The organism is Mycobacterium gordonae (assembly GCF_002101675.1).
GTDB classification, from domain to species: domain Bacteria; phylum Actinomycetota; class Actinomycetes; order Mycobacteriales; family Mycobacteriaceae; genus Mycobacterium; species Mycobacterium gordonae.
On record NZ_LQOY01000073.1, the window covers coordinates 1 to 16,566 of the forward strand.

The window sequence follows — 16,566 nt, forward strand, 5'->3', positions numbered from 1 at the left end:
TGTCCAGCACGCAGAACCTGGGACCTCAACACCTCGTGTCGGACATCAAAGACGCCGTCACGAGGACTACAGATAACACAAGAACGACTCAACAAGGAAATCCGCCGGCGCACCGACGTCGTCGGAATCTTCCCCGACCGCAACGCCCTAATCCGCCTCGTCGGCGCGGTGCTGGCCGAACAACACGACGAATGGGCCGAATCCCGCCGCTACCTCGGCCTCGACGTCCTCAGCAAATCCCGCGCCGACCACACGCCATCAACAGAACAGGAGGACACCCCGGCGGCACTGACCGCCTAAACCACCAAGTCGAAGAATCACACGACGACGTCGTACACCACGTCCCTGGACTTGACCGTCGCATAACCCCGGGGTCGGCTGTGTTCAGCGGGGGCGTGTGGCCTCCGCTCAATTGGGTTTGAGTCCTTTACACTTGATGAAGTGCGCTCCGATGCGGCCGGTTAAACAAACGGCTTCGGGACCAGCGTTGGGGATGACCTCCGGGTCTGCGCTCTAGTCGAATGGCCCCGGCCTCGCCAACCTGGCTTGAGGCCGGGGTCTAACGATTGGGTCTCCCTTCCCGTGCGATTGCCAGACAGCCTTGCCGCCACCTCGATCCCTGAGAAATGGGACGAAACAGGGCCAAACCGGATCAGCTGCGGCCCGCACGAAAAGTATCGTCGAGCGAGTCAAGCGCGGTTGCGATGTCGTCAAGCTCGTCGTCGAAGAGATCCGCGTAGGTGTGTGCGGTCACGGTGATTGATGCGTGGCCCATTGCCTTTTGCAGGAGTCGCAAGTCGGCGCCGGCCCGTCGTGACAGCGATGCGTAGGTATGCCGTAGGTCATGCACACGCAAGTTGTCCCGGCCGATCTCAGTCACAGACTTCCGCCAGTTGACCGCACGCTTCCAGTTCTCCAGGCTCAGCCGGGAACCCTTCGGCGACGCGATCGCCGGCGCGCCACAGGGTCGTGCGTCGAGCCGCGCCTTAAGTGCCGGCATCAAGCGCTCGGGGATTGGGACAGAACGTCGGCCGGCTTGCGATTTCGGGTTCCCTTCAACGAGTTTGCCGCCGACTTGGGTCATCGACCGGCGAACACGGATTCGACGAGCGCCCAGGTCGACATCCTCGACATTGAGGCCGGTGAGTTCACCGAATCGTAGGCCTGTGTAAGCCAGGAGCAAGACGACGTCACCTTGAGCGCCGCATGTTTGGGCAAGTGTTGCGACTTCGCCGACGGTTAGATAGACGTGTGTGGCTTGCCGCATCGGTGGGAATTTGGTGCGTGATGCGGGGTTCTTGCCGAGGAGCTGGTCTTCCTCGACGGCGCGGTCAAGGGTCATCTTGAGGACCGAGTGCGTCCACCTCACGGTCCGCGGTCCGAGACCCGACGCTGACATGGCATTCACCCATCGTTGGATCGACTCGTGGTCGATTCTTGCGATCGGCCACGAACCAAACTGTGGCTCGATACGCAGCCTCCAGTTGTCTTCGTATCCGCGGCGGACTTTCGCGCTCAGGTCGGGTCGGGAGGCTAGCCACGATCGATAGACGTTGCGGAGCAGGATTTTGCCGCCGCGTGGGTCCACCCTGACGCCCGCGGCGCTGTCGGTGACGAGCCTTGCTTCGAACTGGCGCGCCTCCCGCTCTGTTCGGAAGCTCTTCTTGCGCTTCGAACGATCCGGTAGGCGCCATTGGACGTCATAACGCACGCCGTCCTTCGTCTCGCGGCGCTTTATGGCCAAGATTCCTCCGGAATGACGTTGGGGGAATTGAGGATCAGTGCCTGCAGCCAGCAGTGAGCGTGTGCAAGCTTGATCGTTAGCTCAAAATTTGCGGTTGTGCTAAGTCGTGGGTGAGGGCGAATCGCTCTACACCCGAGTCGATTCCAGCCAATCTTTGACGTCATCCAGTAACCATCGACGGTGCCGATCGCTAAGCCTGAGGTGATGTGGACCAGGCGCATCAATCCCACGTTCCCGCCTGGCCGCCCAATCATGCAGCGTTGAGACCGGAACTCCGGTCATTGCTCGAACTTCATGAGCGGTGAGCATGACCGACGCATTTTCTATAGTCATCGTCTCCAACCCCGTCTCCCGCCGTTGGTACTGGCCGGCAGGTCATACCGAGATCATGAGGCATAGTTCTCGATTCCCGCTACCAGCAGTGCGACATTCGATCGGAAATGCACCGTCGAGTGCGGTCAGGGGGTCGAATCTGCGAGACCGGCTTTAGGAGAGCGGTCAAGCCCTTCTGGTTGAGGTCCAGAAGGGGTGTCTGAGCTGGTCATATAGCGCCATCGCACACCAAGCGAAACCACCGCGTGCCGACCAGTGCAGATAGCGGGTTTCAGGCTGCTGTGGTACGGGTCTCGTTGGCATAAGTGTGTCGTAGCGCGTGAACGAGCGCACCCGACCGTTTCCCGGATCGGACAGGTGGTTGTGGTGAGTGGTGCGGATCGGTGCGGATGTGTTGCATTGGTGGGCAGTTGATTTGGCGACAGTGGGTGCGGACAAATGGGGACACAGATGATGTTGGTCAGGTTGGTAGAGCGCGACGATGGGTGTGTCCTATGGTTCCCACGTGGTGAACATCAATTCGAAATCGGCGGCGCGCAAGCGTGTCCGGGAGGCGCAGCATAAGGCCAACGAGGCACGTCTGGAGCGTGAGCGTCAAAATGTCGATGACGCTGCGTCGTTTCTCGTCGAGATTGGGCGGCTGGTCGCCGTCGACGAGTGGGAGCGCAACCGTATCCTCGAGATACGCGCAGAGGGGGAGCGGCGCCGTCACGAACACCGCCAGGCTGGCGCGACAGCGGTGGCCCGGATGCAAGGCCGTGGTGAAAGCCTCACTGCGATCGCTGAACTGGCGGGAGTCAAAGTCGGTGAGGTGCGCGCGGTGTTGAAGTCTGCCGACGCGCAGGCAGCGCCACGCGCGGATGCACTAGGCGCGGAAGGCAGCGCGGCGCGGGGCGCAGGAGAGGGCGCGGTGCCGGAAGCCGGCGGTGGCGCAGCCACCGACGCCGCGGCGCAAGCACTAGGTTCGGTAGACGCCGCCGCGCGAGAGGTCGGCGGTGGCGTGCCCAACAACGTGGCGGCACAAGCACTAGGTGCTGGTGCGCCGTGAACCGTCGACCGACGGTGTCGGTGAGGTCGTCAAGCGTCGGTGCACGTGCGAACGACTATGGGGGCGCTTTGTGGGTGGACCCGGTTGTGCATGCCAGCGGATGCCGCCGGTTCGACTCCTACGTCGTGCGGGGCCCCGGCGCAATCAACGCCCCGATCCACGAGTGCCCGAGGAAGTGGTCACCCTCTCGGCGGCGGCTGCCGGCCAACGTCATGATGTGGCCGGATGCCATCGGGAGCGGCGAGTCGATGAGGCGCGCGCACAACTCACTGCCGCGGCGGAATCGCGTGACTTTTGGGGTGATGATCTGAGCCCGGCATGTCCAGTTTTCCGCGGAAAACTGGCCTGTCGCTCGTCAATCGACGCAAGTCATGGACTCGCTGATGTGATTGACGGACCGGGAAGGCGCGAAAGACGGCATGCGATCTCCGGTTGGATCTGGGCAGTTTTCCGCGGAAAACTGGCGAGATGTAATGCACAATTCAGCGTGTCTGAGGGGCGGTCGTTCGGTCAGCGACGTATTTCCTGGCGGCCGGTTCCCGGAGTGGGCCGCAGCCGCGGCCCAAGCGCACCAAGGTCTTCTCCCCATGACTAAAGTTGTCACTGTTTTGAACCAAAAAGGCGGTGTCGGCAAGAGCACCGCGACCGTCAATCTGGCCGCCGTACGAGCCCAAAAACTGACCGCATATCTCGAGCCCGACGCGTTCTCGCCGGTGGCTGCGGTCTCGATAGACCCGCAGGGGTCGGCAAAATGGTGGGCCAACCGGGTCGACGCACTCCCCTTCCATCTTGTCCAAGCGCACGACGATCCCCTCGAATGGCTGCAGCAGCTCAACAACCTGCCCGGTATTGTCGAGGTCTACGTCGATACCGCCGGCTGGTTCGACCTCGACGCGGACTCCTCTCGAGATGGTCTAGGTGACGGATACTCCGCCGATGCACTGCGGACCGTCCTCGACGTCACCGCCGAAGCGATCGTCCCGGTGCTGCCGGCGCCGATGTGCTTCGACCCAACCGCGCGCACGATCCGTAAGCTTCTCGAACCGCGCAACATCCCCTACCGGGTCTTCATCAATGATTGGGACCCGCGCGATGGCGAACACTGGTTAAAGCAAACGCAGAAGTTCATTCGCGGACAGGGATGGCCCTTAGCCGAGACGGTAGTGCGGCACTACAAGATTCACACGAATGCCTGCAGCGAGGGCGTCGTGGTCACCCAGTACAAGAAGAGTGGCTCGGCGGCCAACGCGGCGGCTGACTTCTACAAGCTCGCCGACGAACTGAACATGGTAGGAGTCCGGTAATGGGGCGCGGTGGTGTCAAGACATTCGATGATCTCGTCGATGCTGTTGGCGACAACTCATCTGTTGACGGAAACGCGAAGATTCCCGTCGTCGCCCCACGGTCGGGCCTGTCGCGGTCGGTGGCTCTACGAGACCTGGTCGGCAACCCACACAACCCGCGCGATTCGGTCGGTGACCTCGACGAGTTGGCCTCCATCGTTGACTTCCAACTACAGCCCGTAGTTGTTGTCACCCGAGGAGCATTTCAAAACATCTACCCCGAGACCACGATTTCGGCGCGGTGGGTAGTAATCATCGGCAACCGGCGGTTGGCCGCCGCGCACAAGTTCGGCCGACCCGAGCTCGACATCGTGATCAAAGACGAACTCGCCAATGATCGCGCAACGCTGCTCACGGCTGTAATCTCCGAGAACGTCGACCGCTCGGGATTCGACGTGATCGAGGAAGCCAAAGCTGTCGAGAGGCTAGTGGGGGAGTACGGCAGCGCTGACGCCGCGGCCGAACATCTTCGTAAGAGCAAGACGTGGGTGTCACATCGGCGCGCGCTACTCAAACTGGCACCCGATCTTCAGGAAGCCACCCGCAGGGGCGATCTGGCGATTCGCGAAGCGCGTTCACTTGCCCAGGTTCCGCTCGCACAGCAGGTGGCCCGGTGGAAGGCCGCTCGCGGCCGGCGCAGTGAAGGGGCCAACACCGCCAATGAAACCGAAGACGGCAATTCGGATTCGGCGGCACGAGACGAACCAACGGCGCCGCCGCTGCGCTCGGTGACGCGGGCGCTTCGAAAGTTCGACGCGGATCCACGCGCCCTGGCGATAGCGTTGCGCGATCAACTTGGCGATAAAGGAGCCAGGACACTGGTCGGCCAGCTCAGGAAGTTGCTCACATAGCATCGCGAGGGTCAGTTTTCCGTGGAAAGCTGACCCATCCATCGAGGTGGCGTGGCATACTGCACGCTCAGCCACACTCAATTATGTTGGGCGTCAAGCGGTTTCGGTGGCACCGTTCGATATCGCAGGTGGTGGTTGTCGGCGTCAACACCGGCGAGCCGAAAGCCAAACGCACCCCACGGCAACGCTCACAGCTGGGAGCGCTGGGAGGCGTGAGCGGCGAAGTTGGTGCTGGTGATAGCCGCGTGGGCGCGGTTTAGGTGATACTGCCGGGTATGTCGCTCGATGAGGTGGTGGCTGAGGCTGGCCGTGTATTGGGCGATGCGCGCAGGCTTTTCGGGGCGGCGCCGATGATTAACGGGGGTTGGTCATCAACGTCGGGACTGGTGACGGGTCGCCAGGTTGTGGCAGGCGCGGGACAGGCCGCCGCCGCAGGCTGGGGTGGTGCGGCGGCCACCGGGTACGGCGTTGCCAACACTGGGCAGCTATTTTCCCTGGATCACACCATCGCCGCCGACGCGGGGACCGGCCCGCCGCTGACCGGCGTGGGAGAGGCTGCTGCCGCGGGTGGCGGGGGCATGGATGGGGTGATCACCGATACCCGTTCGGGGGTGGCCGCGATCGCTCCTGCCACCGGAACCCCGGCAGGCAAGCGGGAATTGGTGACGCATTTGCAAAGCCAGCTGGATCGGGCCAAGGCCCTGTTGCGCATCTGTGAGCGGCGCAATATGGAGCTGGCGGCGTTGATCGGGCGAGGTGCCGGCGGCTACGGCGCAGGGATGGGCGCGATGCCGATGGGCGCCGGCGCCATGACCGGTGGCATGCCGATGGGCGGCCTGGGCGCCGCCGGCGGGGGAGTGGGCAGCCCACTTTCTATCCCCGGCCTCGACACCGCCCTGTCCGGGCTTACCCGAAACCACCACCACACCAACCCCGAGCCGGATCAGGGATTGAACCTGGCCGCCGAGCCCGCAGGTCCAGGGGCCGACCGCGTCCGCGCGGCGATCCGCAAAGCCCTCGACATCGAAGGCGTTCATGATCCCGTAGCACGTGCCCGGTGGGAAGCCGGGATGATGCTGGTGGCTAAACGTGAATCCGGATACCGCAACGACGCCATAAACCACACCGATGCCAACGCGCAGAGGGGAGATCCCAGCGGAGGGTCGTTCCAATTCACCGGTGCAACGTTCCGGCAGTATCACCAGCCGGGCACAGCAAGTAGCCGATTCGACGACGTATCCGAAGCGTGCGCGTTCATCAACTACGCCCGCGGCCGCTATTGCGTCGCAGCTGACGCGTCGAATCTGGCAGCCAACATCCAGCAGGCCGATCCCACACGACCGCCGAAGGGTTACTGAGCGGCGAAGTTGGTGCTGGTGATAGCCGCGTGGGCGCGGTTTAGGTGATACTGCCGGGTATGTCGCTCGATGAGGTGGTGGCTGAGGCTGGCCGTGTATTGGGCGATGCGCGCAGGCTTTTCGGGGCGGCGCCGATGATTAACGGGGGTTGGTCATCAACGTCGGGACTGGTGACGGGTCGCCAGGTTGTGGCAGGCGCGGGACAGGCCGCCGCCGCAGGCTGGGGTGGTGCGGCGGCCACCGGGTACGGCGTTGCCAACACTGGGCAGCTATTTTCCCTGGATCACACCATCGCCGCCGACGCGGGGACCGGCCCGCCGCTGACCGGCGTGGGAGAGGCTGCTGCCGCGGGTGGCGGGGGCATGGATGGGGTGATCACCGATACCCGTTCGGGGGTGGCCGCGATCGCTCCTGCCACCGGAACCCCGGCAGGCAAGCGGGAATTGGTGACGCATTTGCAAAGCCAGCTGGATCGGGCCAAGGCCCTGTTGCGCATCTGTGAGCGGCGCAATATGGAGCTGGCGGCGTTGATCGGGCGAGGTGCCGGCGGCTACGGCGCAGGGATGGGCGCGATGCCGATGGGCGCCGGCGCCATGACCGGTGGCATGCCGATGGGCGGCCTGGGCGCCGCCGGCGGGGGAGTGGGCAGCCCACTTTCTATCCCCGGCCTCGACACCGCCCTGTCCGGGCTTACCCGAAACCACCACCACACCAACCCCGAACTCGCCGGTGACCACGACGCCGCGATCGCTGGGGGAGGGCCATTAGCGCGCATCGCGGTCAAAGCCGCACTAACCCGCTTGGGGTGCCCCTATGTCTGGGGGGCCAAGGGGCCCAACCAATTTGACTGCTCCGGCCTGGTTCACTGGTCCTACGCTCAGGCCGGCATCACCTTGGGTCCCGACACATACACCCAGATTCACCAGGGCGCCAAGGTAGCTCATGGAAACGTCGAAGCCGGAGACCTGATCTTTCCCGAAGCAGGGCACGTCATGCTCGCCATCAGCCCAACGCAGTGCGTAGAAGCCCAGCAATCCGGTGTGCCGGTCAGGATTTCGCCGATGCCAGCCTCGTACGTGGCGCGCCGGCCGATGGCGTAGCAGTTTCGGTCGAGGCCTGCGCGTCCCCGGCGGCGTCGCGGATGACGTCGCGATACTCGTGCAGCTCGGTCAGCGCCGACATGGTCTCGCTAAACGACTTTCCGCGCACGTGCGGCAGACTCGCGACAATGAGCGACTCTAACTGCAACAGTTGATCGTCGAGGTCGCGCAGCGTTGCCTTCGCCTGTGCACTGTTGCTGTGGCGCACCAGAATCTGTGCGCATATCGCAGATATCGCCGCTATCGCCTTAGCGATTCCCAAGGCCTGCAACGTGGTGCGCGGATCGGTCGACACCGACTCGAACGAGGGCTGCGCCGTGAGCGCCGCTGCCGGGCGCGGTTGGGTCTGCGGGATGGGCTCACCGCGGCGTAGCGCATCGAGGGTGCCGCGCGGCCACTGCAGGGCATCTTCGAACTTCACGCGGTTGATCCGATGAGGAAATGACTTGCCGCGCTCAAGCAACGCGGCCGTGTTCAGCGACACATTCGCCGCGTCAGCTAGCTCTCGCTGCGTTTCCAGCCCAACTTCGACTCGGCGGTCGGCAACGGCCTTGCCGACCCGCTCTAGCGGGCTCTCGCCAGGTGGAGTCGCCTTGGTGCTCACCGTGTCCTTCGCCATCGTCGCCGCCGTCGTCGACCGACGACCTCTCGGATACTTGCAAGTTAACTATAGAAGTTGACCACGTTCAGCCACGGTCGGACACGGGATCCCAACAGATGTGCCACGCGAGAGATGCACAGAAATAGCCTGTTTAAGGCAGAAAAGCATGGTTTCGCGCAGCAGATGCGCAGGGGTGCCAATACGCTGTACGCCCTTGAACTGTGTCGACTTACTCTGCCGAAACCTTCATCTGCACTGATGTTGCCTATCAGCGCATGAGCAGCTATAAACGTAGTCAGTACACAACATACACAATATGATGCACAGGTATAATTAGGAATGGAGAGCGCCGTGACCACCATCCGACCCTTGCGAGCCGACACCGGCCTGTGCGAGTACGAAGACCCCGACACCTGGTTCAGGGGATATAGCGGGGAGCGAGAGTCGGCAGCGATCTGCACCAACTGCCCCATCATCGTCGCCTGCGCCCAGAACGCCCTCAGATTTGGCGCTACCGATGGGGTGTGGGCGAGCGTGGCCATGCCCGGCGCCCGTGACGTCGCCGCCCTCAAGGCCGCTCGAGCGCAATTACGCGAGGTCATCGCCCGCTACCGAAACCAACCCCCAGCGCTACGGCTGCGGTCCCTGCAAATCCGTCAGGCCGTGCACTTCGCGGCCACCCAGCGCGACCTGCGCCGCCGACAAGCGGCTAAACCCGCGTCCAGGGCAAGTGCGACGCTAAGGGAGAAGGCCAGTGCCTAGCAGCAGCGCAGCCACCCGCGTCCTGCGCGACGACCTGCTCGCCCAACTCCGCATCGCGCAACGGCCCCTCACGACGGCACAGTTGCGCCTGCACGCGCCTGACGTGCCGGTCGCGGGGGTCGCGATATCCTGCGCCCCGATCCACGAGCAGATCTACCGGGTGCTGTGCGGCCTTGAGCGTCAAGGCCTGCTGACCCGCGGTGGCCGTGAAGGCCGCGAGGTCACCTGGACGGCGGCCGCCAACCCCGCCGACCGCGAAATCGCCGCCCTGGAAGCCGCTTTCAGCGCCTCGGACGGCCAGCCGGCGCCACGTTGAAAGGGCGCCATCCGATGATCACATGTCCCGTTCGAGCGGCGCTGACAGCTCGGGTGCCCGAACTGGCCAACGGCTCCGTCGAAATCATTGCGGTCGCACGCGAGCCCGGACTGTTGGCTAAAGTCGCGGTCCGATCACGTGTTCGCGGGATCAACGCGGTCGCCGTCTGTATCGGGTGGGGCGGCCTGCGTATCGCCGACGTCGAAAAGCGCCTCTGCGGCGAACATGTCAGCATCATCGCCTACGACAGCGACACTGCCAGGTACGTGATCAACGCACTGGGAATCAAGTCTGCGATCGCCGAAGTCATCAACCCTGAACAGCGCCGCATCCGCGTTTACGTCAACCCCGATGACTATGCGCGCGCACTAGGCAAGGTTGGTCACAACTTGCGCCTTGTCCGGCAGCTGACCTCCTGCAGCATTCACATCCGCACCGCCACTGGCGCAAATCGTGCCCCCATGGTTGCACCACCAGGCAGTTGCCCCCGATCCCAGTAACCGAAAGGCAACCCAATGAGCGCAAACACCCTGTATGACATCGAGCTGCGCGACTGGGACCGAGTCGAAATCCTATCTGCCACATCGCAAAGCGGCGCCTACGCGGCGCGTACCGAGGTCTCGTGGTCCAACCGGAAGATCTTCACCCCGACATTATTCGACTGCGGCACAACGACATGACCTCCCCCGATGCACGCTCGGCTGCGGCACGAAGACGGGTCGCTGAGCGTCGGCTGCGCCAGTTTATGGCTAACCACGGTTACCCCGACCCCGACTCGAGCCGATCGGAGCGCACAATATGGCACGGAGGACGCGGCCAGATCCACACCAGCCGGGTCTGTTCGACATCTTCGGCGGGGACGGTGGTGGTGACGAGCCCAGAGATACGCCAGATCGTGGCGGAGGCCTACGCGGGCCCGCTCGAGCTGCCCCCGCAGTGGAGCCCAGCCCAACGCGAGACATTCCTGGACAGCCAGGCGGCCAGGATCAGCTACCAGGTCGCCGAGCTGGCGGCCGAGATGGGCGCCCAGGCGGTAGGGGCGTGGACCCGCAGCCGCGGCGAGCATCCGGATTACCTGACCAAGGCAGGGATGCTGAACACCGCACGCAGCCAGGCGATGGAGATCGTGCTCAACAACGAGCTCTACGAGCAGATCCCGACCGAGGACGGCCAGCCCAGCAACCTGTGGGGGGAGCACAACGACCCAGCGCCCGATCGCAGTCAGGTGCCCTGGGATCAACGCTGGACCCGGCCCCAGTATCGCAGCGACCCCAGCCAGAACATCGAGGCGCTGATCGCGGATCTGTGGCCGGACCCGAATTACTCGGCGGTGTTTCGGATCAAGGCCGGATACCTGCTAGCCGCCCGGGCCGAGGATGGCCTGCCCCTACCGAGCGGCCCGGACGATCCGCTCACGAGCACGCTGGCTCAGATGGTCTACACCGATCTGCGCGACGACGGCATACCCGAGCGGTAAACGCCCAGCCCTCACTGTTCGATGAGGCCGATCAGCCCACCGATCCGCGCTCGATTGACCCCGGCGGCGCCCCGCTGCCGCGGCCGAACCCGCGCACACCAGCCCACCAGCCAATCGACCCGCCGGCGGGCACCGTACAAAGCCCGGCTGTATCAGACGAACCGACTCCGGCCGCCGAGCAGCGGATAGAAGAATTCACCAGCCCCACCGATTTTCCGGCAAGCCTCGACACCCTGGTGCCATCGGGGTCCAAAGCACGCATCCGCGCCAACATTGCCGCCGTCCAGCTGCTGCGCGCCCTGCAAGACGCGCAGCGGCCGGCCACCCCAGCCGAACAACGTGTCCTGGCCACCTGGTCAGGCTGGGGTGCGGTACCCCAGGTGTTCGACCCCCGCGCCAGCGACCTCACCGCCGAACGGGACACCCTGGCCGAGTTGCTCGATCGCGACCAATACCGCCAGGCAGAGGCCTCCATCCTCAACGCCCACTACACCGATCCCGCCATCGCCGCCGTGGTGTGGGAAGCACTAGGTCGGGCCGGGTTTAGCGGTGGCAAGGTCCTCGAACCAGGTTGCGGAGCAGGAACATTCATCGCTCACGCCCCCGATGAGGCAGTCATGGTTGGTGTGGAAAGTGACGCCACCACCGCAGCCATCGCCGCCCTGCTCTACCCATCGGCCCAGATCCGCCACGAAGGTTTCGAATCCACTCACGTCCCCGAAAACAGCTTCGCCGCCGCCGTCGGCAACGTCCCCTTCGGCCGCTACGCGGTCACCGACCCCGCCCACAACCCCGCCCGTCACTCCATCCATAACCACTTCATCGTCAAATCCCTCGCGCTGATTGCCCCCGGTGGATACGTGGCTGTGCTGACCAGCCGCTACACCCTGGATGCGGCGAAATCGGTCGCCCGGCGTGACATTTCGGCCAAAGCCGACCTCATCGGCGCGATCCGGCTCCCGTCGAAGGCGTTTACGCGGGTGGCCGGCACCGAGGTCGTCACCGACCTGCTCATCCTGCGCCGCCGCGATCCCCGAACCCCCTCCCCAGACGAACTGCCCGCCTGGATCAACACCGAAGCCATCGAACTCACCGACCCCGACACCGGCGCCGGCGAAACCCTGCACATCAACTCCCATTTCGTCGCCAACCCCCACAACGTGCTCGGCCAGATGCACCTGGGCCGCGGACTCAACGGCTCCCACCAACTCGTCGTGCGCGGCACCAGCGGCACCAGCGGCACCAGCGGCACCGAGCTCGCCGAGCAGCTGCACGACCGGCTACACCTGCTCATCGACTCGGCCATGAAGCACGGGCTCGGATTAACCGCCACGCCGGCTGAACTCACCGAGGTCTCCGCAGACGTCTTCGACCCCGGCCTGATCACCGCGGCCGACCGCGGTGAGGACACCCCGCTCTACACATTGCGCTACAGCGAGGCCAACCGCGGCATCGAATACTGGGCCGGACACCAATGGGAACCCCACAAAACCCCGAAAACGCTGCTAGCAGAAACCCGCGAACTCATCGGCCTGCGCGACGTCGCCGTCAGCCTCATCGCCTCCCAACGCGACGGCCAGCCCGCCGCCGAGCGCGACCAGCTCCGCGGACACCTCAACACCCTCTACGACAACTACGTGCGCCAGCATGGCCCCCTCAACCGGTTCACCTGGGTCTATCCCACCGTCACCCAAGAACGCCACGATCAGCGCTTGGCCGCCGCCGAAACCGCCTGGCGCACCGCCGAAGGCACCCCCGAGCGCCCCTACACCGGGCCCGTGCCCGACGACGTCGCCGCGCAATGGGACACCGAGGCCTCCGAAGCGCCCGCGCCCTACAAGAAGCGGCGTCACCTCGACGGCGGAATGCGCCACGACCCCGGATGGGCACTGGTCGCCTCATTGGAAATCTTCGACGAAGACACCGGCTCCGCCCAGAAATCGCCCATCTTTTCCACCGACCTGCTCCCCCCGCCGCTGGAGCGCGCCACCGCCGACACCCCCGAAGAAGCGTTGGCGGTGTGCCTGGACCGCACCCAGCGCGTCGACGTCGACCTAATCGCCAACCTGCTAGAAGTCGAAGTCGACGACGCCCGTGACCTGATCGCTGGACTGGTCTATCCCAGCCTCGACGACCCCGACGAACTCGTCCCCGCCGTGAGTGCCCTGTCCGGCAACGTGCGCACCAAACTCGCCCGCGCGCTCGATGCGGCCGAAACCAACCCGATCTACAACGACTACGCCGCCGCCCTGCAACAGGTGCTGCCGCCCCAGCGTGAAGCCCAAGACATCAAAATGCGCCCCGGGGCACCGTGGATCCCGGCCCAAGTCGTCGCCGCCTTCGCCGAGAAAACATTCGACGCCACCGGTGTGGTCGCCGAACACATCGGCGGGCGCTGGGTCGTCGACGTTGCCTCCTACAAACGCCACGGCCGGCTGATGACCGACGAATGGGGAACCGACCGACGCGGCTGCGACGCGGTCAGCCTGCTCGAGGCCGCCTGCAACTCCAAAGCCGTCCTCGTCAACAACGACGACGGTGTCCTCGACCTGCAGGCCACCTTCGCCGCCCAAGCCAAAATGGCCAAAATCAGCGAGGAATTCACCCGCTGGCTGTGGTCTGACGAGACCCGCCGCGACACCCTGGTCGCCGAATACAACCGGCGCTTCAACTCGCGGCGCGCGCCTGCCTACGACGGCTCACACATGCGTTTTCCTGGCATGTCGGATCACTTCACGCCGCACTTCTACCAGCGCAACGCCGCCGCGCGCATCATCTCCGAGCCCGCCGTTCTCTTGGATCATGTTGTCGGAGCGGGCAAGACGGGAAGCATGGTCGCTGGAGCGCTGGAACTGCGGCGCCTGGGGTTGGTACGCCAACCCTGGCTCGTGGTACCCAATGCGATCACCGAACAAGTTGGCCGCGAAGCCCAACAGTGGTATCCGGCCGCCAAGATTCTGCTCGGCTCAGCGGCCACCACCGCTGATGGACGGCGCCGCTTCATCGCCCAAACCGCCTCAAGTGATTGGGATCTCGTTGTCATCCCGCAGTCGGCGTTCACCGCGATCAACGTCTCCACGGATATGCGCGTCGACTACATCGAAAACCAGCTCGATACATTGCGCGAACAACTCCAATCCGCCGAAGCCGACCGCAGCAAAAAGCGCATCGAACTCGCCATCAAAAGCGCCAAGGCGCGGCTAGAAAAACTTGTAGCCGCCAACACCAAAGACACTGGGTTGCGGTTTGAGGAATCCGGTTGTGACTATCTGATGATCGACGAGGCCGACACGTACAAGAACTTGGGCCGCACCTGCAACATTGAAGAATTATCGTGCCCCAACGCATCGCAACGTGCCGAGGACCTCGCCCTCAAACTCACCGTGTTGCGCCAGCGGCGCCGCGACGAGGCGCTGGCCAAAGGCATTCCCGCGCACCGGGTTGTCGAACGGGTCGCGACCTTCGCCACCGGCACACCGATCAGCAACTCATTAGGCGAGCTATGGGTCATGCAAACCTACTTGCGGCCAGACCTTTTAGAGCACGCCGGGGTCGCTGACCTGGGGGACTGGGGTGCGGCGTTTACCGCGACCACCACCACCATCGAGGTCAACACCACGGGCACTAAGCTGCGGCCCGTCACGCGAGTAGGGAAGTTCACCAACCTGCCCGCCCTGCTGGCGCTGTCCTCGGTCTACACCGACGTCGTCACCCGCGACCAAGTCCCCGTCGAGCTGCCGCCGCTTCGCACCGGGCAACGCCAAATCATCAGCTTGCACCCCGACATCGAAGTCGTCGACTTCATTACCGACTTGGGCTACCGCCTCGATCATCTCGACTCACGCAATCCCCGACGCGACAACCCACTCAAAATCAGCAACGACGGGCGCAACGTGTCGTTGGATCCACGGTTGGCCCACCTGCCCAAACCCCGACACAGCCGCGCCTGCGCAGTCGCCGACGCAGCCATGCGTGTCCATTACCGCCACGCGCATCGCGCCTATACCCATCCCGACACCGGCGCGCCGGCCGGCACCGGGGCACTGCAGATCATGTTCTGCGACCGCGGCACCCCATCCAAAGACCCCGCCCAGTTCACCATCTATCAGGCGATCAAAGACGAACTCGTGGCGCGCGGCATGCCCGCAGCCGCGATCCGCTTCGTCCACGAGGCAAAAAATCTTCAAGAGATCAAAACGCTGTTCGCCCAGTGCATTAGGGGAGACGTCTCAGTGCTGATCGGTAGCACCGAGAAAATCGGCGCCGGGGTCAACGTGCAAGCCCGAGCCGCCGCCCTGCATCACGTCGACGTGCCATGGCGCCCGCGCGACCTTGAACAACGCGAAGGCCGCATTCAGCGCCAAGGCAACCAAAACCTCGACGGCATCGACATCTTCATCTACGTCACCGAAGGCTCCTACGACACCGTCATGTGGCAAAAAGTCCAAGCCAAAACGCTGTTCATCGAACAGATGCGCCGCAACGAGGTCCTCGATATCGAGATCGACGACCTTTCCGGCGGTGACATCGGGACCGCCGCCGCAGAAACCAAGGCCATCGCCACCGGCGACCCGCGCTACATACACCAAGTTGAACTCGACGACACCGTCAAACGCCTCACCGCCCTGCAGCGCGCACACAGTCAATCGGTGCGCAACCGCGACTGGCAAGTCAGTGTGCTCGAGCGCGCGATTCCCAACAAACAACGCGCCATCGACGAGCTCACTCCATTCGCCAGGGCAGCCGCCGCGCATGCCTCCGCCGGCGGGCCACCACGGCTGACCGTCGCAGACACCACCTACACCGAGCGCGTCCCCGCCTCCCACGCACTGGCTGCGGCCTGCCGGCGCGCCTACACCGCCGGCAAAGACCGCGGCGCCAGCCGCTTCGAACCCATCGGCGCCACCATCTACGGCATCGACATCCTGGCCGCCCGCGACCTCACCCACGACCAACTGCTACTACGACTAGCCGTGCCGTCGCGCACCGCAGAAATCTCCGGCCTTGAACTGTTATCCACCGGCGCAGGTCCAGGCTCCGACGTCAACGGCCCCAAACAACTCGGACTGCTGCGCCGCGTGGAAAACCTCTACACCGGCCTACCCGAACACCACGCACGACTGCAGCACGAACGCGACCGCGACCAGGCCGCCCTCGACGACTTTGTAACCAACCCCCCAGCACCGTTCGAACACGCCGACGAACTGGCCACAAAAGACGCAGAACTTAAAGCCCTCACCCTCGAGCTGCGCATGGCCGCCCAAAGCCCCGAAGCCAAAGCCAAAGCCGCCGCGGCCGAACAACGCATGGCCGCCCGCGGCCGCAAACCCGGATGGAGCCTGCTCCTGAACCCCACACCGGCCCTGGTCGAAGAACTCGGCTACCCCAGCGCCGATGCCCTACGCAAAATTGTCCGCGCCCGAGAACGCCTCGCCCTCGAACAACACGACCACCAGCAAGGCCTCGCCGGTCCCGAGCACGACTTCTGAATATCCAAACCGGAAGTTAGACACTACATTCGAACGGTCCCTTGTGTGGCGCTGAAGTTCCCCGTGCCCTTTCATCGCGGCATATTCGAGCCGTCGCCACCGCATGCCGACACATGGCGAAACCTCGCAGCCTTTGTCGCGCGG

At 64.3% G+C, this 16,566-nt stretch carries 14 protein-coding genes; 12 read left to right on the top strand and 2 right to left on the bottom strand.

Features of this window, described 5'->3' with window-relative positions; genetic code table 11:
* On the top strand, positions 1-300 hold a 300-nt coding region (locus AWC08_RS11860), incomplete at its 5' end, for a transposase (protein WP_244906496.1).
* A gap of 352 nt (positions 301-652) precedes the next feature.
* Here the strand turns inward: AWC08_RS11860 and AWC08_RS11865 are convergent.
* Entirely contained in the window at positions 653-1,744 is a 1,092-nt protein-coding gene (locus AWC08_RS11865) for a tyrosine-type recombinase/integrase (protein WP_007172599.1), read from the bottom strand.
* A gap of 838 nt (positions 1,745-2,582) precedes the next feature.
* Here AWC08_RS11865 and AWC08_RS37350 point away from each other — a divergent pair.
* From AWC08_RS37350 to AWC08_RS39020, 5 genes are all read left to right on the top strand, one after another.
* Positions 2,583-3,125 carry a hypothetical protein gene (locus AWC08_RS37350; protein ID WP_174814220.1) on the top strand — a complete coding sequence of 181 codons (543 nt, stop codon included), beginning with the start codon at positions 2,583-2,585 and terminating at the stop codon, positions 3,123-3,125.
* A gap of 587 nt (positions 3,126-3,712) precedes the next feature.
* Complete coding sequence (locus AWC08_RS11880) at positions 3,713-4,429, top strand: ParA family protein (protein WP_007172118.1); 717 nt, start codon at positions 3,713-3,715, stop codon at positions 4,427-4,429.
* Positions 4,429-5,319, top strand: a complete 891-nt coding sequence (locus tag AWC08_RS11885) for a ParB/RepB/Spo0J family partition protein (protein ID WP_007172119.1) — start codon at positions 4,429-4,431, stop codon at positions 5,317-5,319. Before AWC08_RS11880 ends, AWC08_RS11885 begins: the two co-directional genes overlap by 1 nt.
* A gap of 275 nt (positions 5,320-5,594) precedes the next feature.
* Positions 5,595-6,677 carry a hypothetical protein gene (locus AWC08_RS11890; protein WP_075630248.1) on the top strand — a complete coding sequence of 361 codons (1,083 nt, stop codon included), beginning with the start codon at positions 5,595-5,597 and terminating at the stop codon, positions 6,675-6,677.
* A 59-nt stretch (positions 6,678-6,736) separates the two neighbouring features.
* Entirely contained in the window at positions 6,737-7,777 is a 1,041-nt protein-coding gene (locus AWC08_RS39020; RefSeq protein WP_051445829.1) for a C40 family peptidase, read from the top strand.
* On the opposite strand, the gene AWC08_RS11900 is transcribed toward AWC08_RS39020, so the two are convergent.
* Positions 7,725-8,396, bottom strand: a complete 672-nt coding sequence (locus tag AWC08_RS11900; RefSeq protein ID WP_007172122.1) for a helix-turn-helix transcriptional regulator — start codon at positions 8,394-8,396, stop codon at positions 7,725-7,727. The genes AWC08_RS39020 and AWC08_RS11900 overlap by 53 nt on opposite strands.
* Before the next feature lie 333 nt (positions 8,397-8,729).
* Here AWC08_RS11900 and AWC08_RS11905 point away from each other — a divergent pair, with 333 nt between their 5' ends.
* The 6 genes from AWC08_RS11905 to AWC08_RS11925 all read left to right on the top strand — a co-directional run bounded on the left by AWC08_RS11905 (position 8,730) and on the right by AWC08_RS11925 (position 16,422).
* Positions 8,730-9,140, top strand: coding sequence for a WhiB family transcriptional regulator (locus AWC08_RS11905; protein WP_072501167.1), 411 nt, complete (start codon positions 8,730-8,732; stop codon positions 9,138-9,140).
* Positions 9,133-9,456 (top strand): hypothetical protein, encoded by a 324-nt coding sequence (locus tag AWC08_RS11910; RefSeq protein WP_007172124.1) that lies wholly within the window; start codon positions 9,133-9,135, stop codon positions 9,454-9,456. Before AWC08_RS11905 ends, AWC08_RS11910 begins: the two co-directional genes overlap by 8 nt.
* Before the next feature lie 14 nt (positions 9,457-9,470).
* Positions 9,471-9,956, top strand: a complete 486-nt coding sequence (locus tag AWC08_RS11915; RefSeq protein ID WP_046184891.1) for a hypothetical protein — start codon at positions 9,471-9,473, stop codon at positions 9,954-9,956.
* Between the two features lie 15 nt (positions 9,957-9,971).
* Entirely contained in the window at positions 9,972-10,136 is a 165-nt protein-coding gene (locus AWC08_RS36450) for a hypothetical protein (protein WP_007172126.1), read from the top strand.
* A 188-nt stretch (positions 10,137-10,324) separates the two neighbouring features.
* On the top strand, positions 10,325-10,933 hold the full coding sequence (locus AWC08_RS11920; RefSeq protein ID WP_033717261.1) for a hypothetical protein: 609 nt from the start codon (positions 10,325-10,327) through the stop codon (positions 10,931-10,933).
* Positions 10,934-11,169: 236 nt separating this feature from the next.
* The gene (locus tag AWC08_RS11925) at positions 11,170-16,422 is read left to right on the top strand and encodes a helicase (protein WP_085087820.1); all 5,253 of its coding nucleotides are present in this window, start codon (positions 11,170-11,172) and stop codon (positions 16,420-16,422) included.
* Positions 16,423-16,566: the final 144 nt, after the last annotated feature.